We start from the raw sequence: 26,827 nt of genomic DNA on the forward strand, positions 1-26,827 counted from the left end.
GGGTGGTAAGACTCAATTCATCCCAGGCAACTGAACCTTGGGCTTCATGTCGTTCTGCACAACCGATGCCAACGGCGCGACCACACCCTGGCTTTTCAACAGCTGGCCCATGGTCGCCTTGATCCGGTACTGGGTGAACAGCTGCACGTTCTTGATTTCGGCCAGACGACGGGACGCGCTGAACAGCTCGTTTTCGCTGTCGAGCAAGTCGAGCAGGGTCCGCTCACCGAGGCTGAACTGCTTCTGGTAGGCAGTGCGCACATTGGCACTGCGATCCACGTATTGCTGGGCGACCGGCACCTGGGCGTTGGCGTTGTTCAAGGCGTTCCAGGCCAGGCCCAGCTCTTCGTTCAACTGGCGCAGCGCGTTGTTGCGAATGTCCAGCGCCTGGTTGGACAGGTAAGACTTGGATTCCAGGTCCGCCTTGTTGCTGCCGCCGGCATACAGGTTGAAACGCATGCGCAGCATGGCTTGCCATTCATTGTTGTGACCGTTCTGGCCGTCCAGGTCGTTGTCGGCCGTGCGACCCAACTCGGCGTCGAAACGTGGGTAGAAACTCGACTTGGCGGCTTCGTACTGTTGCTCGGCCGCGGCGATGTCGGCTTCGGCCGAACGCAGCACCGGGCTGTTTTCCAGCATCTGGGCGCGGGCTTCGGTCAGGTTGGCCGGCAGCAACGCCAGAAAATCAGCAGGCCGCTCCAGTTGATCGGGCAGTTGGCCGACGGCGCTGAGGTAGTTGGTCTCGGCATCGGCCAGGTTGGTTTGTTCGGTGATCAGGTTGTTGCGGGCCTGGGCCATGCGCGCTTCGGCCTGGTCCAGGTCGGCACCGCTGCCCACGCCGCGGGAAGTGCGCAGCTTGATCTGGTCGAAGATGCGCTCGTGACTCTTGAGGTTTTCCTCGGCCAGGCGCACGAACTCGCGACGGGTCAGCACGTCCAGGTAGACCTGGGCCACTGTCAACCCGGTGCGCTCGGACGCGTCCAGCAACGAGTAGGCACGGGCATTGACGGTGGCTTGTTGACGCCCAACTTCGCTGGACGTCGCAAAACCGTCAAAAACCATTTGCGACAGGCGCAGGCTCGACTCGCTGCGGTTCAGGGTTTCCCAATGATTGGTCCCACCCGACCGGGTGGTGACGCTGTCGGTGCCTTCACGGCCGTATCCGGCTGCAAGGTCCACTCTAGGCAGGTAGCCACCCTTGGCCGCCTTGAGTTGGTAGTCCGCCGCAAGGCGACTGTTCACGCCGGCCTGGATTTCAGGATGGACATCCAGCGCCTGTTGCATGGCCTGCGGCAAGGTTTGTGCTTGTACGAAACTGGCGGCGAGGGCAAAGGGTAAAGCCTTGAACAGGTGCAGACGCATGGTGGATTTCTTCCTGAAACACTTGTCTTGGATCACAGCGAAACGTGGCGCTGCATCGGATGATGGCAACCGGAATGACCGTATGTCGGAAAGTTCAAAACAGGAGCTGAAACACGCACTGAAAGAACAGGTCGCCGCTTAAATATCAATGTGACATTACGCCAATGATTGTTTAGGATGGCCGGCATAAGGTCAATAGTTTGGCACAAACAAAATAATTGAAAAATCACAGCCAAAATATTGACACGCAGAAGCGTCAAATAACCTTACTTTGTGAACATGAACGTCCAGACCGCTGCTGCCTTCAAGCTGGCGGGTCCATGGAAGTCTACTGAGCGTGACACCCGGAGAGTCTTCAATGAGCAGTGTTATTGCCGTTGTCAAAAGCATTGTTGGTCAGGTTTTCGTCGTATCCCCTGAGGGCATCCGGCGCGTACTCATTGAAGGTGATCGCCTGAACGTAGGCGACCAGTTGGACACCGGCCCTGCCGGCGCCGTCACATTGGAACTGGCCGATGGCCGCACCCTGGACCTGGGCCGCGATACCCAGTGGAGCGCCAATGCCCCGGACTCGTCCACCGATCTTGAACAGGCCACAGCCCAGGCTGCGCCGTCAGTAGAAGAGCTGCAACAAGCCATCGCCGCCGGCGTCGACCCGACGACCGCCCTGGAAGCCACCGCCGCCGGCGCCACTGCCGCAGGTACGGGCGGTGCCGCCGGTGGCGGCCACAGCTTTGTGGTGCTGGATGCCACCGCTGGTAGTGTCGACCCTACTGTCGGTTTCCCAACTGAAGGTCTCGCTGCGGCTGCCGCCACCGATAACAACATCCTGGGTGGCGATACTACGGATACAACCGCCAACGCCGTGCTCAATGCGACGATGACCCTGAGCGCTACGCCAACCCTGACCGAAGCCGGCGGCGTGCTGGTCTATACCGCGACCGTGACCCAGGCCCCGCAGACGGCCCTGACCGTGACCTTGTCCAACGGCGCGGTCATCGTGATCCCGGCGGGTCAGCTGACCGGTAGCGTCAACGTTCCACTCGCGCCGAATGACACTGTTTACAACGACCCAAGCCAGATCAGCGTGACCGTCACTGGCACCACCGGTGGCACTGGTATTGCCGTGACCGTGCCCACCACGCCGGCCGTGACCCAGATCACCGACACCATCGACACCACCACCGTCACCCTGACGGCGGGCAACACCGTGACCGAAGGCGGCCAGATCACCTACACCGCCACCCTGACCAACCCAGCCCAGACCCCGGTGACCGTGACCTTGAGCAACGGCTCGGTCATCACCATCGCGGCTGGCCAGACCACAGGCACCGTCAACGTCGAGACGCCAGCCAATGACGTCTACAACAACGGCAGCACCATCAGCACCACCATTACCGGTGCGACCGGTGGCAACTTCGAAAACCTGGTCCCGAGCACTACACCTGCGGTCACCACGATTACTGATTCGGCGGATACCACTGGCCTGACGCTGACGGCCAGCAACACCATCACCGAAGGCGGCCAGATCACCTACACCGCCACCCTGACCAACCCGGCCCAGACCCCGGTGACCGTGACCTTGAGCAACGGCTCGGTCATCACCATCGCGGCTGGCCAGACTACCGGCACCGTCAACGTCGAGACGCCAGCCAATGACGTCTACAACAACGGCAGCACGGTCAGCACCACCATCACGGGTGCGACCGGTGGCAACTTCGAAAACCTGGTCCCGAGTGCTACGCTTGCGGTCACCACGATTACTGATTCGGCGGATACCACTGGCCTGACGCTGACGGCCAGCAACACCATCACCGAAGGCGGCCAGATCACCTACACCGCCACCCTGACCAACCCGGCCCAGACCCCGGTGACCGTGACCTTGAGCAACGGCTCGGTCATCACCATCGCGGCTGGCCAGACTACCGGGACCGTCAACGTCGAGACGCTGGCTAACGACGTCTATAACAACGGCAGCACGGTCAGCACCACCATTACCGGTGCGACCGGTGGCAACTTCGAAAACCTGGTCCCGAGCACTACACCTGCGGTCACCACGATTACTGATTCGGCGGATACCACTGGCCTGACGCTGACGGCCAGCAACACCATCACCGAAGGCGGCCAGATTACCTACACCGCCACCCTGACCAACCCAGCCCAGACCCCGGTGACCGTGACCTTGAGCAATGGCTCGGTCATCACCATCGCGGCTGGCCAGACTACCGGGACCGTCAACGTCGAGACGCTGGCTAACGACGTCTATAACAACGGCAGCACGGTCAGCACCACCATTACCGGTGCGACCGGTGGCAACTTTGAGAATCTGGTGCCGAGCACCTCGCCTGCGGTCACCACGATTACCGATTCGGTAGACACCACTACCGTGACGTTGACTGCCACGCCAACCGTGAACGAAAACGGCACGATCACCTACACCGCGACGTTGACCGATGCCAATGGCAACCCGGTCACCGCGCAGAACGGTCCTGTGACGGTCACGCTGGACAGCGGTAAAACCATCACCATCGCGGCGGGCGCAAGCTCGGGCGTACTCGATGTTGCTGTGGGTAACGATGTTTACCAAGGCCCAACGACCGTCACCGAGTCGATTGTTTCGGCATCCGGCGGCAATCTGGAAGCGATTGCACCGAACACCGCGCCGGTCAGCACCATCGTCAGCGACGTCAACGACACCACCACGGTGACCTTGACCGCCACACCGACCGTGAACGAAAACGGCACCATCACTTACACCGCGACGTTGACCGATGCCAATGGCAACCCGGTCACCGCGCAGAACGGTCCTGTGACGGTCACGCTGGACAGCGGTAAAACCATCACCATCGCGGCGGGCGCAAGCTCGGGCGTACTCGATGTTGCTGTGGGTAACGATGTTTACCAAGGCCCAACCACCGTCACCGAATCGATTGCTTCGGCATCCGGTGGCAACCTGGAGGCCATCGCGCCGAACACCGCACCGGTCAGCACCATCGTCAGCGATGTCAACGACACCACCACGGTGACGCTGACCGCCACGCCGACCGTAAATGAAAACGGCACCATCACCTACACCGCCACCCTGACCGATGCCAACGGCAATCCGGTTACCGCGCAGAACGGTCCGGTCACTGTCACCCTCGACAGCGGCAAAACCATCACCATCGCCGTGGGCGCAAGCTCGGGTGTGCTCGATGTCGCTGTGGGTAACGATGTTTACCAAGGCCCAACGACCGTCACCGAGTCGATTGCTTCGGCATCCGGCGGCAACTTGGAAGCCATTGCTCCAAACACCGCGCCGGTCAGCACCATCGTCAGCGACGTCAACGACACCACCACGGTGACCTTGACCGCCACACCAACCGTGAACGAAAACGGCACCATCACTTACACCGCCACATTGACCGACGCCAACGGCAACCCGGTCACGGCACAAAATGGTCCTGTGACGGTCACGCTGGACAGCGGTAAAACCATCACCATCGCGGCGGGCGCAAGCTCGGGCGTACTCGATGTTGCTGTGGGTAACGATGTTTACCAAGGCCCAACCACCGTCACCGAATCGATTGCTTCGGCATCCGGTGGCAACCTGGAGGCCATCGCGCCGAACACCGCACCGGTCAGCACTGTGGTCAGTGATGTCAACGACACCACCAGCGTGACCTTGACCGCCACACCGACCGTGAACGAAAACGGCACCATCACTTACACCGCGACCCTGACCGATGCCAACGGCAACCCGGTCACCGCGCAGAATGGTCCGGTCACTGTCACGCTGGACAGCGGTAAAACGATTACCATCGCAGCGGGCGCAAGCTCGGGCGTACTCGATGTCGCTGTGGGTAACGATGTTTACCAAGGCCCAACGACCGTCACCGAGTCGATTGCTTCGGCATCCGGCGGCAATCTGGAAGCGATTGCACCGAACACCGCGCCGGTCAGCACTGTGGTCAGTGATGTCAACGACACCACCAGCGTGACGCTGACCGCCACACCGACCGTGAATGAAAACGGCACCATCACCTACACCGCGACCCTGACCGATGCCAACGGCAACCCGGTTACGGCGCAAAATGGTCCTGTGACGGTCACGCTCGACAGCGGTAAAACCATCACCATCGCGGCGGGCGCGAGCTCGGGCGTATTGGACGTAGCCGTCGGCAACGACGTGTACCAAGGGCCAACAACGGTTACCGAATCGATTGCCTCGGCATCGGGCGGCAACTTGGAAGCCATTGCTCCAAACACCGCGCCGGTCAGCACCATCGTCAGCGACGTCAACGACACCACCACGGTGACCTTGACCGCCACACCGACCGTGAATGAAAACGGCACCATCACTTACACCGCCACGCTGACCGATGCCAACGGCAACCCGGTCACCGCGCAGAATGGTCCGGTCACTGTCACGCTGGAAAGCGGTAAAACGATCACCATCGCGGCCGGCGCAAGCTCGGGTGTATTGGATGTCGCGGTGGGCAACGACGTTTACCAAGGCCCAACCACTGTCACCGAGTCGATCAAAGATGCATCCGGCGGCAACCTGGAAGCCATCGCACCAAACACGACTCCGGTCAGCACCGTCATCAGCGATGTCAACGACACCACCAGCGTGACGCTGACCGCCACACCGACCGTGAATGAAAACGGCACGATCACCTACACCGCCACCCTGACCGATGCCAATGGCAACCCGGTCACCGCGCAGAATGGTCCGGTTACCGTGACCTTGGACAGCGGCAAAACCATTACCATCGCAGCAGGCGCAAGCTCGGGTGTACTGGATGTGGCCGTCGGCAACGACGTGTACCAAGGCCCGACGACGGTTACTGAGTCGATTGCCTCGGCATCCGGCGGCAACTTGGAAGCCATCGCACCGAACACCGCTCCAGTCAGCACCATCGTCAGTGATGTCAATGACACCACTACGGTGACGTTGACTGCTACGCCAACCGTCAACGAAAACGGCACCATCACTTACACCGCCACATTGACCGATGCCAACGGTAATCCGGTCACCGCGCAGAACGGTCCGGTCACTGTCACCCTCGACAGCGGCAAAACCATCACCATCGCCGTGGGCGCAAGCTCCGGCGTGCTCGATGTCGCTGTGGGTAACGATGTTTACCAAGGCCCAACGACCGTCACCGAGTCGATTGCTTCGGCATCCGGCGGCAATCTGGAAGCGATTGCACCGAACACCGCACCGGTCAGCACCGTGGTCAGCGATGTCAACGACACCACCAGCGTGACGCTGACCGCCACACCGACCGTGAATGAAAACGGCACGATCACCTACACCGCCACCCTGACCGATGCCAATGGCAACCCGGTCACCGCGCAGAATGGTCCGGTTACCGTGACCTTGGACAGCGGCAAAACCATCACCATCGCAGCAGGCGCAAGCTCGGGTGTGCTGGATGTGGCCGTCGGCAACGACGTGTACCAAGGCCCGACGACGGTTACTGAGTCGATTGCCTCGGCATCCGGCGGCAACTTGGAAGCCATCGCACCGAACACCGCTCCAGTCAGCACCGTCGTCAGCGATGTCAACGACATCACCACGGTGACCTTGACCGCCACGCCAACCGTGAACGAAAACGGCACGATCACCTACACCGCTACTCTGACCGATGCCAATGGCAACCCGGTCACCGCGCAGAATGGTCCGGTTACCGTGACCTTGGACAGCGGCAAGACCATCACCATCGCGGCCGGCGCAAGCTCGGGTGTGCTGGATGTGGCCGTCGGCAACGACGTGTACCAAGGGCCAACAACGGTTACCGAATCGATTGCCTCGGCATCCGGCGGTAACTTGGAAGCCATTGCTCCAAACACCGCGCCGGTCAGCACCATCGTCAGCGATGTCAACGACACCACCACGGTGACGCTGACCGCCACGCCGACCGTAAATGAAAACGGCACCATCACTTACACCGCCACGCTGACCGATGCCAACGGCAACCCGATCACCGCGCAGAATGGTCCGGTCACCGTTACCCTGGAAAGCGGCAAGACCATCACCATCGCGGCCGGCGCAAGCTCGGGCGTATTGGATGTCGCGGTTGGCAACGACGTGTACCAAGGCCCGACCACCGTCACCGAAAGCATCAGTACTGCCACGGGCGGTAATCTGGAAGCCATCGCACCGAACACGGCTCCAGTCAGCACCATCGTCAGCGACGTCAACGACACCACCACGGTGACGCTGACCGCCACGCCGACCGTAAATGAAAACGGCACCATCACTTACACCGCCACGCTGACCGATGCCAACGGCAACCCGATCACCGCGCAAAATGGTCCGGTCACCGTTACCCTGGAAAGCGGCAAGACCATCACCATCGCTGCCGGCGCAAGCTCGGGCGTATTGGATGTCGCGGTTGGCAACGACGTGTACCAAGGCCCAACCACCGTCACCGAAAGCATCAGTACTGCCACGGGCGGTAATCTGGAAGCCATCGCGCCGAACACGGCTCCAGTCAGCACCATCGTCAGCGACGTCAACGACACCACCACGGTGACGCTGACCGCCACGCCGACCGTAAATGAAAACGGCACCATCACTTACACCGCCACGCTGACCGATGCCAACGGCAACCCGGTCACCGCGCAGAATGGTCCGGTCACTGTCACGCTGGAAAGCGGTAAAACGATCACCATCGCGGCCGGCGCAAGCTCGGGTGTATTGGATGTCGCGGTGGGCAACGACGTTTACCAAGGCCCAACCACTGTCACCGAGTCGATCAAAGATGCATCCGGCGGCAACCTGGAAGCCATCGCACCAAACACGACTCCGGTCAGCACCGTCATCAGCGATGTCAACGACACCACCAGCGTGACGCTGACCGCCACACCGACCGTGAATGAAAACGGCACGATCACCTACACCGCCACCCTGACCGATGCCAATGGCAACCCGGTCACCGCGCAGAATGGTCCGGTTACCGTGACCTTGGACAGCGGCAAAACCATTACCATCGCAGCAGGCGCAAGCTCGGGTGTACTGGATGTGGCCGTCGGCAACGACGTGTACCAAGGCCCGACGACGGTTACTGAGTCGATTGCCTCGGCATCCGGCGGCAACTTGGAAGCCATCGCACCGAACACCGCTCCAGTCAGCACCATCGTCAGTGATGTCAATGACACCACTACGGTGACGTTGACTGCTACGCCAACCGTCAACGAAAACGGCACCATCACTTACACCGCCACATTGACCGATGCCAACGGTAATCCGGTCACCGCGCAGAACGGTCCGGTCACTGTCACCCTCGACAGCGGCAAAACCATCACCATCGCCGTGGGCGCAAGCTCCGGCGTGCTCGATGTCGCTGTGGGTAACGATGTTTACCAAGGCCCAACGACCGTCACCGAGTCGATTGCTTCGGCATCCGGCGGCAATCTGGAAGCGATTGCACCGAACACCGCACCGGTCAGCACCGTGGTCAGCGATGTCAACGACACCACCAGCGTGACGCTGACCGCCACACCGACCGTGAATGAAAACGGCACGATCACCTACACCGCCACCCTGACCGATGCCAATGGCAACCCGGTCACCGCGCAGAATGGTCCGGTTACCGTGACCTTGGACAGCGGCAAAACCATCACCATCGCAGCAGGCGCAAGCTCGGGTGTGCTGGATGTGGCCGTCGGCAACGACGTGTACCAAGGCCCGACGACGGTTACTGAGTCGATTGCCTCGGCATCCGGCGGCAACTTGGAAGCCATCGCACCGAACACCGCTCCAGTCAGCACCGTCGTCAGCGATGTCAACGACATCACCACGGTGACCTTGACCGCCACGCCAACCGTGAACGAAAACGGCACGATCACCTACACCGCTACTCTGACCGATGCCAATGGCAACCCGGTCACCGCGCAGAATGGTCCGGTTACCGTGACCTTGGACAGCGGCAAGACCATCACCATCGCGGCCGGCGCAAGCTCGGGTGTGCTGGATGTGGCCGTCGGCAACGACGTGTACCAAGGGCCAACAACGGTTACCGAATCGATTGCCTCGGCATCCGGCGGTAACTTGGAAGCCATTGCTCCAAACACCGCGCCGGTCAGCACCATCGTCAGCGATGTCAACGACACCACCACGGTGACGCTGACCGCCACGCCGACCGTAAATGAAAACGGCACCATCACTTACACCGCCACGCTGACCGATGCCAACGGCAACCCGATCACCGCGCAGAATGGTCCGGTCACCGTTACCCTGGAAAGCGGCAAGACCATCACCATCGCGGCCGGCGCAAGCTCGGGCGTATTGGATGTCGCGGTTGGCAACGACGTGTACCAAGGCCCGACCACCGTCACCGAAAGCATCAGTACTGCCACGGGCGGTAATCTGGAAGCCATCGCACCGAACACGGCTCCAGTCAGCACCATCGTCAGCGACGTCAACGACACCACCACGGTGACGCTGACCGCCACGCCGACCGTAAATGAAAACGGCACCATCACTTACACCGCCACGCTGACCGATGCCAACGGCAACCCGATCACCGCGCAAAATGGTCCGGTCACCGTTACCCTGGAAAGCGGCAAGACCATCACCATCGCTGCCGGCGCAAGCTCGGGCGTATTGGATGTCGCGGTTGGCAACGACGTGTACCAAGGCCCAACCACCGTCACCGAAAGCATCAGTACTGCCACGGGCGGTAATCTGGAAGCCATCGCGCCGAACACGGCTCCAGTCAGCACCATCGTCAGCGACGTCAACGACACCACCACGGTGACGCTGACCGCCACGCCGACCGTAAATGAAAACGGCACCATCACTTACACCGCCACATTGACCGACGCCAACGGCAACCCGGTCACCGCGCAGAACGGTCCGGTCACTGTCACCCTCGACAGCGGCAAAACCATCACCATCGCCGCTGGTGCCAGCTCCGGCGTACTCGATGTCGCTGTGGGTAACGATGTTTACCAAGGCCCAACGACCGTCACCGAGTCGATTGCTTCGGCATCCGGCGGCAATCTGGAAGCGATTGCACCGAACACCGCGCCGGTCAGCACCATCGTCAGCGACGTCAACGACACCACCAGCGTGACACTGACCGCCACACCGACCGTGAATGAAAACGGCACCATCACCTACACCGCGACCCTGACCGATGCCAATGGCAACCCGGTCACCGCGCAGAATGGTCCGGTTACCGTGACCTTGGACAGCGGCAAAACCATCACCATCGCAGCAGGCGCAAGCTCGGGTGTGCTGGATGTGGCCGTTGGCAACGACGTTTACCAAGGTCCAACAACGGTTACCGAATCAATCGCCTCGGCATCCGGCGGCAACCTGGAGGCCATCGCACCAAACACGTCTCCGGTCAGCACCGTCGTCAGCGATGTCAACGACACCACCACGGTGACGCTGACCGCCACGCCGACCGTGAATGAAAACGGCACCATCACTTACACCGCCACATTGACCGATGCCAACGGCAACCCGGTCACCGCGCAGAATGGTCCGGTCACTGTCACGCTGGACAGCGGCAAAACCATCACCATCGCGGCAGGCGCAAGCTCGGGCGTATTGGATGTCGCGGTTGGCAACGACGTGTATCAAGGCCCGACCACCGTCACCGAAAGCATCAGTACCGCCACGGGCGGTAACCTGGAAGCCATCGCACCGAACACCACACCGGTCAGCACCGTCGTCAGCGATGTCAACGACACCACCACGGTGACGCTGACCGCCACGCCGACCGTGAATGAAAACGGCACCATAACTTACACCGCGACCCTGACCGACGCCAACGGCAATCCAGTCACCGCGCAAAACGGTCCTGTGACGGTCACGCTCGACAGCGGCAAAACCATCACCATCGCCGCTGGTGCCAGCTCCGGCGTATTGGACGTAGCCGTCGGCAACGACGTGTACCAAGGGCCAACAACGGTTACCGAATCGATTGCCTCGGCATCGGGCGGCAACTTGGAAGCCATTGCGCCAAACACGACTCCGGTCAGCACCATCGTCAGCGACGTCAACGACACCACCACGGTGACGCTGACCGCCACGCCGACCGTGAACGAAAACGGCACGATCACTTACACCGCGACCCTGACCGACGCCAACGGCAATCCGGTCACCGCGCAGAATGGTCCGGTCACTGTCACGCTGGAAAGCGGTAAAACGATCACCATCGCTGCCGGCGCAAGTTCGGGCGTGTTGGATGTGGCTGTTGGCAACGATGTTTACCAAGGTCCGACGACGGTGACGGAGTCGATTGCGTCGGCCTCCGGTGGCAACCTGGAGGCCATCGCGCCGAACACCGCTCCGGTCAGCACTGTGGTCAGTGATGTCAACGACACCACCACGGTGACGCTGACCGCCACGCCAACCGTGAACGAAAACGGCACCATCACTTACACCGCCACGTTGACCGATGCCAACGGCAACCCGGTCACCGCGCAGAATGGTCCTGTGACGGTCACGCTGGACAGCGGTAAAACCATCACCATCGCGGCGGGCGCAAGCTCCGGTGTATTGGATGTAGCCGTTGGAAACGACGTGTACCAGGGCCCGACCACCGTGACCGAGTCGATTGCCTCGGCCTCCGGTGGCAACCTCGAAGCCATCGCGCCAAACACCGCGCCAGTCAGCACCATCGTCAGCGACGTCAACGACACCACCACGGTGACCTTGACCGCCACGCCAACCGTGAACGAAAACGGCACCATCACTTACACCGCGACCCTGACCGACGCCAACGGCAATCCGGTCACCGCGCAAAATGGTCCGGTCACCGTCACGCTGGACAGCGGCAAAACCATCACCATCGCCGCGGGCGCAAGCTCCGGCGTATTGGATGTAGCCGTCGGCAACGACGTGTACCAAGGCCCAACCACCGTCACCGAAAGCATCAGTACTGCCACGGGCGGTAATCTGGAAGCCATCGCACCGAACACGGCTCCAGTCAGCACCATCGTCAGCGACGTCAACGACACCACCACGGTGACGCTGACCGCCACGCCGACCGTGAACGAAAACGGCACGATCACCTACACCGCGACCCTGACCGATGCCAATGGCAACCCGGTTACCGCGCAAAACGGTCCAGTCACCGTCACCCTCGACAGCGGCAAAACCATCACCATCGCCGCCGGCGCAAGCTCCGGTGTGCTCGATGTCGCTGTGGGTAACGATGTTTACCAAGGCCCGACCACTGTCACCGAGTCGATCAAAGATGCATCCGGCGGCAACCTCGAAGCCATCGCACCGAACACCACACCGGTCAGCACCACCGTCAGCGATGTCAACGACACCACCACGGTGACCTTGACCGCCACACCAACCGTGAATGAAAACGGCACCATCACCTACACCGCCACCCTGACCGACGCCAATGGCAATCCAGTCACCGCGCAAAACGGTCCTGTGACGGTCACGCTCGACAGCGGCAAAACCATCACCATCGCCGCGGGCGCAAGTTCGGGCGTGCTGGACGTCGCCGTCGGCAACGATGTCTACACCGGCGCACCATCCGTCACCGAGTCGATCAAATCGGCGTCCGGCGGCAACCTCGAAGCGATCGGTGTCGATAAGACAGGCGCGTCGACGGCCGTGGGCGACACTGTCGACAACACCACCGTCAGCATCACTGGCAGCACGTCAGTCGCCGAAGGCCAGGCGGCCACCTATACCGTCAGCCTGACGAACCCGGCGCAAACCGAGGTGACCCTCAAGATCGTCTACAGCGGCACCGCCGCCGACGGCACAGACTTCACCGGTGTCTACACCGTGAAGATCCCGGCCAACGCCACCAGCGCCACCTTCAACGTGGCAACGCTGGACGACAAGATCACCGAAGGCACCGAAAACTTCGTGGTCAAGATCGACTCGGCCACCGGTGGCAACTTCGAGCACCTGGCGGTCAGCGGCACCAACGGCAGCGTCAGCACCTCGATCATCGACAACGATGCGCCACCGGCACTCGACCTGGACGCCAACAACTCCAGCGGCAAGACCGGTGCCGATTACCAGGTGACCTTCACCGAAGGCACCACCGGCCCGGGCGTGTCCATCGCCGACACCGACCTGAGCATCACTGACCCGGACAGCACCCTGCTGACCGGCGCGACCATCGTGCTGACCAACCGCCAGCCTGGCGATGCGCTGAACCTGGGCAACAGCGTCAATGGCATCAGCATCAACGCCAACAGCACCGACGGCAAGGTCGTCCTGACGCTGACGGGCAATGCGACGCTGGCCGACTACATGCAGCAGATCAAGAACATCAGCTTCATCAACAACAGCGAAGATCCGAGTACCGTGCCGCGCATCATCACCGTGACGGTGACCGACGGCGCGAGCTACTCCAACACCGCCACCACCACCGTGAACGTGGTCGGGGTCAATGACGCGCCGGTGGCCACCGGCGGCGCGGTGACCGGTACCGAAGACACTTCACTGGTCCTCGGCTGGTCGACGTTCGGCATCAGCGACGTGGACAACTCCGCCACCAGCCTGGGTGTGAAAATCACCGAGCTGCCGGCCGATGGCAAGTTGCAGTATCTGGACGGTGCAACCTGGAAAGACGTGGCCAACAACCAGACCTTCACCAAGGCTGACATCGACGCCGGCAAGCTGCGCTTCACTCCGGACGCCAACGAATCCGGTGCCAATGGTTATGTTGGCAGCAGCACGGGCAACAACCAGGCCGACTACGCACAGGTCAAGTTCCAGCCAACCGACGGCCAGGCACTGGGCAATACCGGCACCGTGAAGATCGACATCACGCCAGTCGCCGACGCTCCGACCCTCAACGTGGCCGGCAACAACGTGACCTCCACCGGTTTGATCAAGGAAGTCTGGACCGGCCTGTCGGGCCTGGGCACCGATGGCAGCGGCGCGCCGTCCGGCACGCTCAAGTCGGTTATCGATGCCGCCGGCACGCCGAACAGCAGCGGTACCGTGACCAACGTGCAGTCCGACAGCAACGTCAACCCGGGCACCGCGTCGAAAACCTCGGGCCTGATTTTCCTCGAAGCCGGCAAGACCTATACCTTCAGTGGTACCGGCGACGACAGCCTGCTGGTCACCATCGGCGGCAAAACCGTCGCGGCAACCACCTGGGGCGCGGGTGGCCAGTTGAACGGTTCGTTTACCCCGACCACCAGCGGCTACTACACCCTGGACATCTACCACCACAACCAGACCGGCCCGGGCAGTTATGACGTGAACCTGTCGGTCAACGGCAGCACACCGGTCGACCTGAACGGCGCCGGCGTGCCGTTGTATACCGGCGTGACCGACCTGACGAACGCCGGCGTGACGGTCTCCGATTTGCACGGCACCAACGGCGAAGGCTACTACGACGGCTTCAAGCTCAACGAAGGCGCCGAAGGCACCAGCGTGCACCTGTCGAAAATCACCACCGCCCTGACCGACACCGACGGCTCCGAAAGCCTGAGCGTGAAGATTGGCGGCATGCCCGAAGGCAGTGTGCTGAGCGACGGCGCGGGCCACTTCGCGACCGTGGGCAGCAACGGCGAAGCATCGGTCAGTGGTTGGAACCTGGGTAGCCTGACCCTGACGCCGCCGGCCTACTACAACGGCCAGTTCAACCTGACCGTGACATCGACCTCCACCGAAGCCCTCGGCGGCTCGGCCACAAGCACGGCGCAGATCCCCGTCACCGTGCACCCGGCGACCTATAACGCCGTCACCGCCACGTCGGGCAGTGACAACGTCACCGGCACCGACGGCAACGACATCGTCGTCGCCGACATTGGCGGGCTGACCGTAGTACCGGGCGTCAACTACAACATCGCCTTCATGGTCGACAGCTCCGGCAGCATGAGCGACTCGTCCATCGCCGCGGCCAAGGCCTCGCTGACCTCGGTGTTCAACACCCTTAAGCAGAGCCTGGGCAGCAACTCCGGGACGGTGAATATTTTCCTCGCGGACTTCGACAGCCAGGTGAACAGCACGGTCTCGGTCAACCTCAACGACTCGGACGCCCTGACCCAGCTCAAGGACCTGCTCGACTCGATGGTGTCCGGCGGTGGTACCAACTATGAAGACGTGTTCAAGACCACGGCGAACTTCTTCAAGAGTACCGAAGCCCTGAACAATACCGGGGCGAAGAACCTGACGTATTTCATTACCGACGGCAAGCCGACTTACTACCAGACCGGCGAACAGGTCAATCCGACGCTTTATGACTCCGTCAAACTCGATGACGTCTTGAGCGCGGCCAATTACAGCGTCGGCAAGTACTACACCCAGACGATCGACAGCACGCACAAGTACACCATCTACGAAGACGGCAAGATGTACCTGTCGACCAAAAACGGCAAGAAGTGGACCGATAGCTACGTGGGCGTGGTGCATGCCGAGGGCAATGGCACCTTTGAATTGTCGAACCAGGGCGGCACCGGTTATGGCGAATACTGGAACTACGTCGACTCGGCGGCAGGCTCGACCGACAGTTTCACGCTGCTCAAAAACCTGAGCACCGTCGAAGCCATCGGCCTGAACAGCGATGTCACCCTGAACGACCTCAAACCCTACGATTCGGACTCGTCACCGCAGACCAACATCGACCCGAACAACCTGGCCAACTCGATCATCGGCCACACCGAAGCGACCCTGCCGGGCTCCGATACGGTCAACGGCGGCGACGGCAATGACATCCTGTTCGGCGACCTGGTGAGTTTCAACGGCGTTACCGGCGAGGGCTACCAGGCCATCCAGGCCTTCGTCGCCCAACAGAGCGGCGTGGACGTCAGCAAGGTCACCACCAGCAACGTGCACCAGTACATCACCGAACACTACACCGCGTTCGATGTGTCCGGTGCCCATGATGGCAACGACACCCTGCTGGGCGGCGCCGGCAACGACATCATTTTCGGCCAGGGCGGCAACGACACGCTCAACGGTGGCAAGGGCAATGACATCCTGCTGGGTGGCACAGGCAACGACACACTGATCGGCGGCCAGGGCAATGACACCCTGATCGGCGGTCTGGGCGGCGATACCTTTGTCTGGAAGTCCGGCGACACCGGCACCGATGTGATCAAGAACTTCAACGCCGGCGAAGGCGACCGGATCGACCTGCGGGACCTGTTGCAGGGCGAAACCGGCAGCACCATCGACCACTTCCTGAAGATCAGCACGGTCGATGGCGTGTCGTCGCTGCAAGTCAGCACTTCCGGCCAGTTCAACACCACCAACGGCGGCGCCGCGACCCCGGACGTGACGATCAAGCTCGAAGGCAACAACTGGTCGAACGTGAACCTGAACTCGTTGATCGCCGGCAGCGACCCGACCATCAAGGTCGATCACAACAACAGCTGAACCTGACACAAAACCGTGGCGAGGGAGCTTGCTCCCGCTGGGCTGCGCAGCAGCCCCTAAAAACAGGGCCGCTTCGCGCCCCAGCGGGAGCAAGCTCCCTCGCCACGGGATAAGTGTTCATACTCCCCCACAGTTGGCCTATGCTGCCCAGCATGACGCCGCTTCATACATGAGGGATGCCCGATGTTTTATGTGCAACGCGATGCACAAGGCCTGCTGGTGCGCGTAGAAGCCACCGCTTACGCCGAGGCCACCGAAACCTTGCCGGCCGACAACCACGAGATCCAGGACTGGTTCGCCAACCAGGCGGTGGAAAACAGCCTCAAGCAGCTCAAACAAAGCGACCTGGAGATGATCCGGGTACTCGATGACTTGATCCAGGTGCTGACCAGCAAAGGCGTCATCCGCGTCACCGACCTGCCACCGGCGGCCCAGGCCAAGCTGATGGACCGCACCCAGGCCCGGGAAGCCTTGGGCGGGTTGAGCCGGTTGATCGACGATGATGAGAAGGGGTTGATCTAACCTCAAATGACACAACCCGATCCCTGTGGCGAGGGAGCTTGCTCCCGCTCGGCTGCGCAGCAGTCGCAAAACCAGGCAACGCGGTCTGCCTGAAGAGCTGCTGGGGGCCTGCTTCGCAGGCCAGCGGGAGCAAGCTCCCTCGCCACAGGGGATCGTGTTGTATGGGCTTACGCTATCGCTCCGGGACGCGGAGCGTCCCTGGCTACATTCCCACGCGGAGTGGTGGAACGATCAATGTTTCAGGATCACCCCACCGCCGAGGCTCCCCAACCAACTGCCCCTGCACCCCAAACAACCCCATCTCACGAATCACCGCCAACTCCCCCTCCGTCTCAACCCGCTCAGCAATCAAAGGCAAGTCAATACTGTGGGCCGCGCGCTGGATAGCCTCGATGAACAAACGTTTATCACTTTCCTGATCAATCGCGCGGATATAGCTGCCATCGATCTTCAGGTAAGCCAGCCCCAGCCGCGACAAATTGCCGATCATGCTGAACCGCCCACCAAAACGCTGCAGGCTCAAGGAAAAGCCAAGTTCGCGCAGACGCCGGGTCAACTGCTCCAGCACCGCTTGCTCCGGCAGTTGCTCTTCGCCAATCTCCAGGGTCAAGCGCGACCCGAGGTTGGAATGCGCCCGCAGGATCTCAAAGATCTTGTTCAGCGCCTGCGGATCGGCCAAGGTCGCCGAAGACAGGTTCAACGCCAGGGATTGCTCATGCCCGGCCATTTGCCTGAGCACTTGTTCGAGCATCAAACGGTCCAGGCGCGCGGTCCAGCCGAAGCGCTCCAACCAGGGCAGGAAACGCCCAGCAGGGATGGTCTGGCCCTGCTCGTCGAGCAACCGCGACAGCACTTTGTAATGCAACACCACCTGGGTGTCCCGGGCGGCCACCACCGGCTGGAAGTACAGCTCGAAGCGCTGATGATTCAAGGCCTGGTCGAGCAGCGTGTGCCAGGCATGGTGATCGTCACCGACGCTGGCCACCGCGCTGTGATCCAGGCAGGCCCAACCCGGTTCGCCCTGGCTTTCGGCCTGGGCCAGGGCCTGGTCGCCGAGCTGCAGCACCGCTTGCGGCGAGTCGCCATGGACGAACGGCGCCAGCCCGATGGAGGCCACCGACGCCACATCCGTCGCACCGGTCGCATGCAGGCTCGCCAATGCAGCCTCAAGGTTCTGCGCCAGTTGCAGCGCTTCCTCGCGCACCAGCCCAGGTGCCAACACCGCAAACTCTCCACCGCGAATACGCGTGACCAAGTTGTGGGTTTCCGGATACCGCGCACATTCACGCAGCAATTGCTCACCCACGGCCTGGAGCAACTGGTCGGTGCGCTGCCCGCCCAACCGCTGGTTCAAACCGGCCAGGTCCTTGACCCGCAACAACAGCAGATAACCGGAACTGGCCTGCTCCGGGTTGCTCACCCGGGCATTGAGCTGCATTTCGAAATAACGCCGGTTGGCCAGGCCCGTGAGGTTGTCCTGGTAGGACTCGACCCGCAGTTTCTCGCTGCGCTCGGCCTGCTCCTGGAACAGCGCCTTGAGCTTCTCGACCATCTGGTTCATCGCCTGCACCACCCGGCGCAGTTCAGGCGTGCGCGGCAGCTCCGGCAGGCTCAGGAATTCGCGACGGGCAATGGCATGGGACTGATGCACCATGTAGTCCAGCGGCTTGAGCTGGCGACGCAGCAGCAAGGCCCCCAGCACCGCACTCACGGCGCCACACAGCAAAAGCCAACCCAGGCTGCCCAAGGCGCTCTGCCACAGCTTGGCGAGGGCGAACATCGGGTGGCTGACCACTTCAACTCGCGCCGCCTGTTCCCAGCCGCGGCTGACGATGGCGTCGCCACCGGCCGGTTCCAGGCCGATCAGCTTGACGAACCATTGCGGCACGCTGCCGGCGTCCGGCGTGCCGGTGCGCTCGACGAGGGTCCTGTCGGTGGCCACGTCGACCACGCGGATGCTGGCGTAGTAGCCGCTGTCGAAGATCGAGCTGACCATCAGCTCCACCATCGCCGGGTCGTCGATGTTCGGCGTCAGCGACAGGGCCAGCGCCGTGGCCGCATCCTGGGCGTGGGAGCGCAACTGGTTGACGTACTGGGCCCGCGAGCTCTCCAGGCTGACCATGAAGCTGCCGCTGAAGGCAACCACCAGGAACAGACAGATAGCGATCAACAGCTGTTTGAACAAGGACATCTGAGCGCGCGCTCCTAGTTAGTCGTCTCGACCGGAAAACCTTCGGCCTGCATTTTTTTCAACACATCCTGCCACCGGGACAGGCGCTTGGTGTCACCCACTTTCTTGTTGCCCTTGGCGCCCGGCAGCCACAGCCCTTCGGCATTGAAAGAGTAGACCGGGAGCAAGTCGGTTCGCTGGCTGGCCGGCTGGATGCCGTCGATCAGGCTGTCGAGTACCAGCGGCATCGCCTCGGGCGTGGCGTAGTAGGTGAGCACCATGTGCGCACGGTTCTGCCGCAAGGCCTTGACGTAGGTGATGCGCAGCTTGTCACTGGACACCCCGAGATGACGCAGGCTGAAGTACTTGGCGATGGCGTAGTCTTCACAATCACCGGCGCCCTTCCACAGGGCCTGGATCGGGGTTTCCCAGTAGTCGACTTCACGCCACAGGTCGATGTCTTCCACGTAGCGCACCTGTTTGTTGAAAAACAGGTTCACCACCTTGAGCTGTTCGAGTTCCGGAATCTGTTTCTGGGTCGCCAACAGTTGCTGCCATGCGTCGATCCGTTGCTGACCTTCGCCCAAGGGACCATATAACGCTTGCGCCCGTCGGCTGATCTGCGCAAAGTCCCAGTCGGCCTGCAGGCCGCCCAGCATCAGGCCGGCCAGCAACAATGCCGAACATAGCCAGCGCAAGGACCTGAGGACAGGGAACGGTGCAGCCAAGGGAAATACGTCCGAAAAGGGTCGTTGGAAATTCGTTGGATGGTGACGCCTGGCCCACTAAAAGACAATGGCAAGGTGCAATCACCGCAGGCAGACTAAACTTTAGTTCAGGAACCTCCGGTCGAGAGACTTTGACGGCTCACCAACCTGTAACTAACGTGAGCCTGGATCCAATTTTTACTACCAATCAGGGTGCGTTGTCGTGACACAGAAGCCCAAACCGCTCAGCACTATCCAGATCAACGGCCCCATTCCCGCTGACCAGGCACGCTCGATCATCGAAGAGTCTCTGCGCGAGGCCATCCTCGATGGACGCTTGCCTTGCGGTACCGCCCTGCGCCAGCAGGAACTGGCCGACCTGTTCGGCGTGAGCCGCATGCCGGTGCGCGAGGCGTTGCGCCAGCTCGAAGCGCAGTCACTGCTCAATGTGGTTCAGCATAAGGGCGCCGTCGTGGCACCGTTGATCACCAACAATGCGGTAGAAACCTATGCCCTGCGTTCGGTCCTGGAATCGTTCGCCTTGCGCCTGTCCATCCCCTTGCTCGATGACAGCGACCTGGCAATGGCCGCCCAGTACATCGAACAGCTGGAAACGGAAACCGAACACGCCGAGATCGGCAAGCTCAACCGGCTGTTCCACATGTCGCTTTATCACAAGGCCCCCAACAGCAAGCTGCTGGACCTGATCGAGCGCGAGCTCAATGAAGAAGAGCGCTTCCTGCGCTTTCATCTGTCGTCCATGGGCCTGGGCAAGTTGAGCCAGGACGATCATCGCGCGCTGCTCGAGGCCGCGCGAGCCAAAGACATCGATAAAGCGATCGTATTGCTGGAACGGCACCTGGAAAAAGCCTCTGTCACCATGCGCCGGTACTTGGAACAGTTGTCGAAGCTGTGATCCCACGTCGGCGCTCCGTCCGGCGTAAAAATTTCTTACATATCCTTCCGACTCACTTGTCGCCTGCGCGGCGCGGCCTGGCCGTGGCCGCGACTCGCCGTCCCATCAGTTCAATGGCACTGCCATCGATTTGGGCTCACTCTTGCGCTTGTCGATTCAAAACAGACCTGAAGAAGTCAACGCCTGGCTGAGGCCAGACGAATCGAAGCCAATACGCAAGGAGCGTCGTCCAACCGGCGGGATGATCGGATGTCCGACCGACGTCCTGCCCATAACATAAAAGTTATTAACTCCCCGATCCCTGAAGTGCTCCGAGTGAGGCATTCACTCGAACTATTCGATTCTGATACTCGCAAATCGGAAGGAGCTTCTTCGCCCAAATAAAACTTATATAAAAAGTTTTAAAAGCCCTCTTCGCGCCCAATAAAACATCAACTTTAAATAATTAAAAAAATACTTGCCGACAACTTGTTTCATGCATTAGTTTTTTATTCGTCGCGTTACTTGCGGCCCTTTCGCTTTTTGACAAACCCTTTAAACACAGGCAACACAAGCCCACAACCCGTACTGAAAGCGAACACTTAAGCCACTTGGGTAATTCATGGATTCCGGTTCAGGCTCCCGCTCGTCTTAATTAAACAACGAGCAACCTTCCGGACAAAACATCATTGATGAGGACGTTCCGATGCAGCCATCCAAAGAACAACTATCTCTGAAAAAACACGAACTTGGCCAACACCCGGTTTTTTCCGAGATTACATCAATCGATCTGTTACGCCGCTTTATGGAAAGCCATGTCTTTGCCGTCTGGGACTTCATGTCGCTGACCAAGCGGCTGCAACGCGAACTCACCTGCGTCCACCTGCCCTGGCTGCCGCCGGCCGACCCGCACGCGGCACGCTTGATCAATGAAATCGTACTGGGAGAAGAGTCGGATGACCGCCCCGGCGCAGGCTATTGCAGCCACTTCGAACTGTACCTGGACGCCATGCGGGAAATCGGTGCCGATACCCGCGCGATCGAGCAATTCATCACCCTGCAACAGGAAGGCGTCAGCCCCGAGACTGCGCTGGACAGCGTGGAGGTCGAGCCGGCGGCGGCGCGGTTTGTCCGCCAGACCTTGCACACCGCTCTGCACGCACCGGCCCACAGTGTGGCCGCCGCCTTCGTGCACGGTCGCGAGAGTGTCATCCCGCAGATGTTCCAGCGCATGCTCGACGCTTGGGGCATTGGCCTGGATCAGGCGCCGACCTTTCGTTATTACCTGCAACGGCACATCGAAGTCGATTCCGAAGACCATGGCCCGGCGGCAGAAAAGTTGTTGGCCCGGCTGATCGATGGCGACCCACAGCGCGAAACCGAAGTACTGGTCGCCGCGCTCGCCGCTGTCCACAGCCGCGCGGCCCTGTGGGATGGCTTGCGCCAGAGCATGACCCAGCCGGTTGCACAGGTGATGCCATGAACGCTGTCGAATACCAATCCTTCGCCGACGCCTGGGAAAGTCGCGCCACGATCCGTACCCGGCCACGGCGGCGGGTCGAAAACGACGACAAGCTGATCTTCCCCATGAGCCGCCAGCCGCTGGTGCACAGCCAGACCTTCCTCAGCCACTGCCCGCAATTGCGCGACTTTGTGCTGGTGCAGAGCCTTTACAAGTTCATCAACGACGTGGTGATTTTCGAGACCGAACTGGTGGACCACACCGCCCGCCGCATTGCCAAGAACCGCTTCGGCATCGAATTCCCGTTCGCCTGCCGCTACGACGCGATGACCGTGGTGGTGGACGAGGATTATCACGCGCTGGTGGCGATGGACTTCATGCAGCAGACCATCGACATGACCGGCATCGCACCGATCCCGTTGCCGGGGCAGATCGAACTCAGCCGCGCGATACCGGCGACCCTGGCCCAGGCGCCGGAACATTTGCTCAGCGCCGTGGAGCTGATCTGCATCGCCATTGCCGAGAACACCGTCACTAACGAAGTGGCGGCCTTCGCCCGGGACGACTCGGTCAAGGCCTCGATCAAGGGGCTGATGGCCGATCACTTGCTCGACGAGGGCCGCCACTCCGGTTTCTGGACGCGACTGGTGCAGATCTACTGGCGCACCGCGCCCGAAGAGGACCGCGCGGCGATTGCACGCTTGATGCCCGGGTTCATCGTCCAGTACCTGGCGAGCGACCTGCAGCAAGCGTTCGACGTCGAGCTGATCGCGCACCTGCCCGTCGACGAATCGGTACGCCAATCGCTGCGTGAAGACGCCAGTGCGCTGGCCTACCCCATCAATCGTTTTCACCCGTTGGTGGGCAACATCACGCGCTTTTTCCGCAGCAGCTCGATGCTCGCGTCCCCCTGCGTACGCGACGCCCTCGCTGATTACCTGACTCCATGAGGACCTTTCGATGAAACGCCTCGAAATTGCAGTGCCTGGTACCAGCCAGGCCATGGCCGAACTGGCCCGGGAACTGGAGCTGCACGGCCATGGCATCGTGGATTGGCAATCGCCGGCCAACCACGGCATGGTCGACTTGTTGCTCGACGACGGTACGACACCGCGGGCCATTGAAGCCCGCTCATGCCTCCAGGTGCGCGTGGCGCTGCGCACGCTATCCGGCGAGGTATTGCCGCAACCGGTGGTGATATTTCGCGACGGCGCGCAGCGGCTGTTGTGCCAGGAGGTGATTGCGCCGCAAAGCGATGGCAACGGTCAGTCCCTGCGGTTGCGTACCCTGGCGACAGTGGTCGAGACCGGCGCACGGCTGGTCAGCCAGTTATCCCGGGATGACACCTGCTTCGATCACTGGCCGACGGTGCACGCTGACGCTGTCGAGCAGCCCCTGCTCGGGCTCGACGCGCTGGAGCCGCTGGCGTTCGAGCACGGCCTCAATCGGCCGCCAGTACCTTGGCTGCTCGCCGCCGCCGACATGCCGGTGATGCACAGCATTGAACAGCGCATGCTCGACGACGCGGCGCAACCAGCCCTGTGGGTCGATGGGCAATTCATCGACTACAAATCCTTGCGCCGCCTGGCGCTGGGGTTGCAACAGCCGATGTTGCAGAGGTTAAGCGGCGCGGCCAAGCGCCCCTTGGTGATCGGTGTGTGCCTGCCCAAGTCTGCGCACCTATATGCGGCGATCCTGGCGGTGCTGGGCTGTGGGGCGGTGTACCTGCCGCTGGACCCGCAGCATCCGGCGCAACGTCGGCGCTTCATCCTGGAAAATGCCCAGGCGGACCTGCTGCTGCACGACGGCGACAGCGACCTGGGCGACCTGTCGGTGCCAACGCTGAATGTCCATCAACTGCCATCGCCCAAGCCAGGCATCCCAGCCTCGTTGATTCGCCGCACAGTGGACAGCGACGAACCGGCTGTGGCGATCTACACCTCTGGCACCACCGGCCAGCCCAAGGGCGTGTTGCTCAGCCACCGCAACCTCAGTCATTTCTGTGCCTGGTACGGCGACTACGTCGGGTTGCAGCGCGACAGCCGGGCGTTGCAGTTTTCCACCATCAACTTTGATGCGTCGCTGCTGGATATCCTGCCGACGTTCATCCACGGCGCCTTGCTGGTGGTGCCCAGCGAAGACCAGCGCCGCGATCCGCAGCAATTGGTCGCGTTGATTCACCAGCAGCACATCAGCCACGCCTTTCTGCCGCCTGCGCTGCTGAGCGTCATGCCCCTTGATGCACCGCTGGGCCTGGCGCACCTGATCACCGGTGGCGATGTCTGTGAACCGTTCGTGATCGAACAGCTCGCGCCACAATGCCAGTTCCACAACATCTACGGCCCGACCGAAACCACAGTGCTGGCGACCACACGACAGTTCGGCGTCGGCGACAACAACCGCAACCTCGGCGTGCCCATCGCCAATGGCCAGGTCTTGATCCTGGACGAACAGTTGCAGCCGGTTCCCCAAGGTGTGCCCGGAGAGTTGTACATCGCCGGCCCGGGCGTCGGCCTCGGCTATCTGAACGACCCGGCGCTGACCGCGACGCGTTACCTCGACCTGACACTGCCCACCGGGCAAGTGCTGCGGGTTTATCGCACGGGTGATATCGGCCAGTGGACCGACAACGGCATCGAACTGTGTGGCCGGCGCGATAACCAGGTGAAGATCCGCGGTTTTCGGGTCGAGCCCGAGGAGATCGAACACTGCCTGCGTGATAGCCAGTTGTTTCGCCAAGTGGCAGTGGGGGTCGATGAACGGCGGCGAATCCTGGCGTTCCTGGTTCATCCCGAGCACTCCGGCGACGCCCTCCAGGCGTTGCGCGATCACGTGCAGAACAGCTTGCCCAGCTACATGCACCCGGCCGCCTACGTCGAATTGCCGAGCCTGCCGTACACCAGCAACGGCAAGGTCGATCGCCGGGCCTTGCTCACCATGGCGGTGCAGGTGCAGGTCGATGGCCAACGCCGCCAGCCACAGAACGCCCTGGAGACGCAATTGCAGCAACTGTGGGCAGAGCTGCTTGAACTACCCGTCGAGGACATCGCCACCGACGAAAGCTTCTTCAACCTCGGCGGGCATTCGATCCTGCTGTCGCGACTGTTGTTGAGCATCCGCCAGGTGTTCGGCCGCAGCCTGTCGATCAACCGCTTTATCGAAGCGCCAACGCTGATGACCTTGGCCAAGTTGCTGGACGATCCTGATCAAAACAGTGCCTCGATCCTCAGCCCCCAAGCCTTCATCGATGCCGAGGCCGAACTCAACCTCGATCCGCTGCCCATCAGCCAATGCGGCGATGTGCACAAGGTGGTGGTGACTGGCGCCAACAGCTTTCTCGGCGTGCACATCGTCGAGGCACTGCTGGCCTGGGGCGCCACCGAAGTCGCGTGCCTGGTGCGTGCGAGCGCTGAACAAAGCGCGGCCGAGCGCTTCTCCCAGGCCCTGCGGGACAATCACCTGACCCACCTGGACCTGGACCGCGTCAGTGTGTACGCCGCCGACATCACCCAACCGCAATTGGGCCTGCCAGACGACGTCTACACCCGCATAGACCGCACCTTCGGCGCGCTGGTGCACAACGCCGCCCACGTCAACCATGTGCTCGACTACGAGTCCCTGGCGCGGGACAACGTGGAGCCGATCTTCGAGTGCCTGCGCCTGTGTGAAGGGCGCAGCAAGAAGATCTTCAACTTCGTCTCCACGCTGTCCGCCTCCAGTGCCCTGGATGCCGACGGCCAGGTGCTGGAACAGCCGGCCGCCGAGACGCCGCCGATCTACATCAAGAACGGCTACAACCTGTCCAAATGGGTCGGCGAACGGATCCTGCAGCGGGCTCGTGATCGCGGGGTGTGGGTCAACCTGTTCCGCCCCGGCAACATCAGTTTCAACAGCCTGACCGGGGTCTGCCAGCCCCACAAGAATCGCTTGATGCTGATGCTCAAGGGCTCGATCCAACTCGGCCAGGTACCGGAGCTGTCTCTCAATTTCGACCTGATGCCGGTGGATTTCCTGGCCCGCTTCATCGCCTTCCACGCCAGCCGTTACCAGCCGACGCAAGCGGTGTTCAACCTGCACAACCCGCAGCCTTTGAGCTGGGACGCTTATGTCGCCTCGTTTCGCGACAGCGGCCGGGAGTTTTCGTTGGTCAGCGTCGCCGAGTGGCAACGGCAATTGGCGCGGGTCGATGCCGACAACGCGTTGTTTGGCGTGCTGGGTTTCTACCTCAACGGCTTCGAGGAGGACATCGGCGATATCTCGCTGATCAGCCACGACAACGCCCGCGCCGGCGTGCGGCAGATGGGCGCCAGCTACCCGGAAAAGTCCCCGGCCCTGCTGCGTCGCGGCGCCGAGTACCTCAAGGCCATCGACTTCATCTGAAACACCCTCA

10 protein-coding genes are annotated in these 26,827 nt (G+C 61.5%); 7 read left to right on the forward strand and 3 right to left on the reverse strand.

What is annotated here, in order from left to right; all coding sequences use genetic code 11:
• Positions 1-12: 12 nt before the first annotated feature.
• Positions 13-1,362: a TolC family outer membrane protein gene (locus TK06_RS19915; protein ID WP_063323482.1), complete on the reverse strand. Its 1,350-nt coding sequence runs from the start codon at positions 1,360-1,362 to the stop codon at positions 13-15.
• Between TK06_RS19915 and TK06_RS32595 the strand changes: the two genes are divergently transcribed.
• The 3 genes from TK06_RS32595 to TK06_RS19925 all read left to right on the forward strand — a co-directional run bounded on the left by TK06_RS32595 (position 1,361) and on the right by TK06_RS19925 (position 17,203).
• Entirely contained in the window at positions 1,361-1,504 is a 144-nt protein-coding gene (locus tag TK06_RS32595) for a hypothetical protein (protein ID WP_161951741.1), read from the forward strand. The two genes, TK06_RS19915 and TK06_RS32595, sit on opposite strands and share 2 nt — an antisense overlap.
• Positions 1,505-1,720: 216 nt before the next feature.
• Positions 1,721-16,681, forward strand: coding sequence for a LapA family giant adhesin (locus TK06_RS19920; RefSeq protein WP_063323483.1), 14,961 nt, complete (start codon positions 1,721-1,723; stop codon positions 16,679-16,681).
• A 183-nt stretch (positions 16,682-16,864) separates the two neighbouring features.
• On the forward strand, positions 16,865-17,203 hold the full coding sequence (locus TK06_RS19925; protein ID WP_003196545.1) for a hypothetical protein: 339 nt from the start codon (positions 16,865-16,867) through the stop codon (positions 17,201-17,203).
• A 202-nt stretch (positions 17,204-17,405) separates the two neighbouring features.
• On the opposite strand, the gene lapD is transcribed toward TK06_RS19925, so the two are convergent.
• A complete protein-coding gene (gene lapD / locus TK06_RS19930) occupies positions 17,406-19,394 on the reverse strand; it encodes a cyclic di-GMP receptor LapD (RefSeq protein ID WP_063323484.1) in 1,989 nt (662 codons plus the stop codon).
• Between the two features lie 14 nt (positions 19,395-19,408).
• The gene (gene lapG / locus TK06_RS19935) at positions 19,409-20,032 is read right to left on the reverse strand and encodes a cysteine protease LapG (protein WP_408003321.1); all 624 of its coding nucleotides are present in this window, start codon (positions 20,030-20,032) and stop codon (positions 19,409-19,411) included.
• Between the two features lie 271 nt (positions 20,033-20,303).
• On the opposite strand from lapG, the gene TK06_RS19940 reads away from it, so the two are divergent.
• From TK06_RS19940 to TK06_RS19955, 4 genes are all read left to right on the forward strand, one after another.
• Positions 20,304-20,996 (forward strand): GntR family transcriptional regulator, encoded by a 693-nt coding sequence (locus TK06_RS19940; protein WP_063323485.1) that lies wholly within the window; start codon positions 20,304-20,306, stop codon positions 20,994-20,996.
• A 685-nt stretch (positions 20,997-21,681) separates the two neighbouring features.
• Positions 21,682-22,458 carry a DUF3050 domain-containing protein gene (locus tag TK06_RS19945; RefSeq protein ID WP_063323486.1) on the forward strand — a complete coding sequence of 259 codons (777 nt, stop codon included), beginning with the start codon at positions 21,682-21,684 and terminating at the stop codon, positions 22,456-22,458.
• The gene (locus TK06_RS19950; protein WP_063323487.1) at positions 22,455-23,387 is read left to right on the forward strand and encodes a diiron oxygenase; all 933 of its coding nucleotides are present in this window, start codon (positions 22,455-22,457) and stop codon (positions 23,385-23,387) included. The genes TK06_RS19945 and TK06_RS19950 overlap by 4 nt, the downstream gene beginning before the upstream one ends.
• A gap of 10 nt (positions 23,388-23,397) precedes the next feature.
• The gene (locus TK06_RS19955; protein WP_063323488.1) at positions 23,398-26,817 is read left to right on the forward strand and encodes a non-ribosomal peptide synthetase; all 3,420 of its coding nucleotides are present in this window, start codon (positions 23,398-23,400) and stop codon (positions 26,815-26,817) included.
• Positions 26,818-26,827 lie beyond the last annotated feature (10 nt).

Source organism: Pseudomonas fluorescens (assembly GCF_001623525.1).
In the GTDB taxonomy this organism is placed as follows: domain Bacteria; phylum Pseudomonadota; class Gammaproteobacteria; order Pseudomonadales; family Pseudomonadaceae; genus Aquipseudomonas; species Aquipseudomonas fluorescens_Q.

What these genes read in the sequence shown, in the direction of transcription:
- TK06_RS19920 (WP_063323483.1), top strand. Translation starts at nt 1,721, where the DNA reads ATGAGCAGTGTTATTGCCGTTGTCAAAAGCATTGTTGGTCAGGTTTTC.
- lapD (WP_063323484.1), bottom strand. Translation starts at nt 19,394, where the DNA reads ATGTCCTTGTTCAAACAGCTGTTGATCGCTATCTGTCTGTTCCTGGTG.
- TK06_RS19950 (WP_063323487.1), top strand. Translation starts at nt 22,455, where the DNA reads ATGAACGCTGTCGAATACCAATCCTTCGCCGACGCCTGGGAAAGTCGC.
- TK06_RS32595 (WP_161951741.1), top strand. Translation starts at nt 1,361, where the DNA reads ATGGTGGATTTCTTCCTGAAACACTTGTCTTGGATCACAGCGAAACGT.
- TK06_RS19945 (WP_063323486.1), top strand. Translation starts at nt 21,682, where the DNA reads ATGCAGCCATCCAAAGAACAACTATCTCTGAAAAAACACGAACTTGGC.
- TK06_RS19915 (WP_063323482.1), bottom strand. Translation starts at nt 1,362, where the DNA reads ATGCGTCTGCACCTGTTCAAGGCTTTACCCTTTGCCCTCGCCGCCAGT.
- TK06_RS19925 (WP_003196545.1), top strand. Translation starts at nt 16,865, where the DNA reads ATGTTTTATGTGCAACGCGATGCACAAGGCCTGCTGGTGCGCGTAGAA.
- lapG (WP_408003321.1), bottom strand. Translation starts at nt 20,032, where the DNA reads ATGCTGGGCGGCCTGCAGGCCGACTGGGACTTTGCGCAGATCAGCCGA.
- TK06_RS19955 (WP_063323488.1), top strand. Translation starts at nt 23,398, where the DNA reads ATGAAACGCCTCGAAATTGCAGTGCCTGGTACCAGCCAGGCCATGGCC.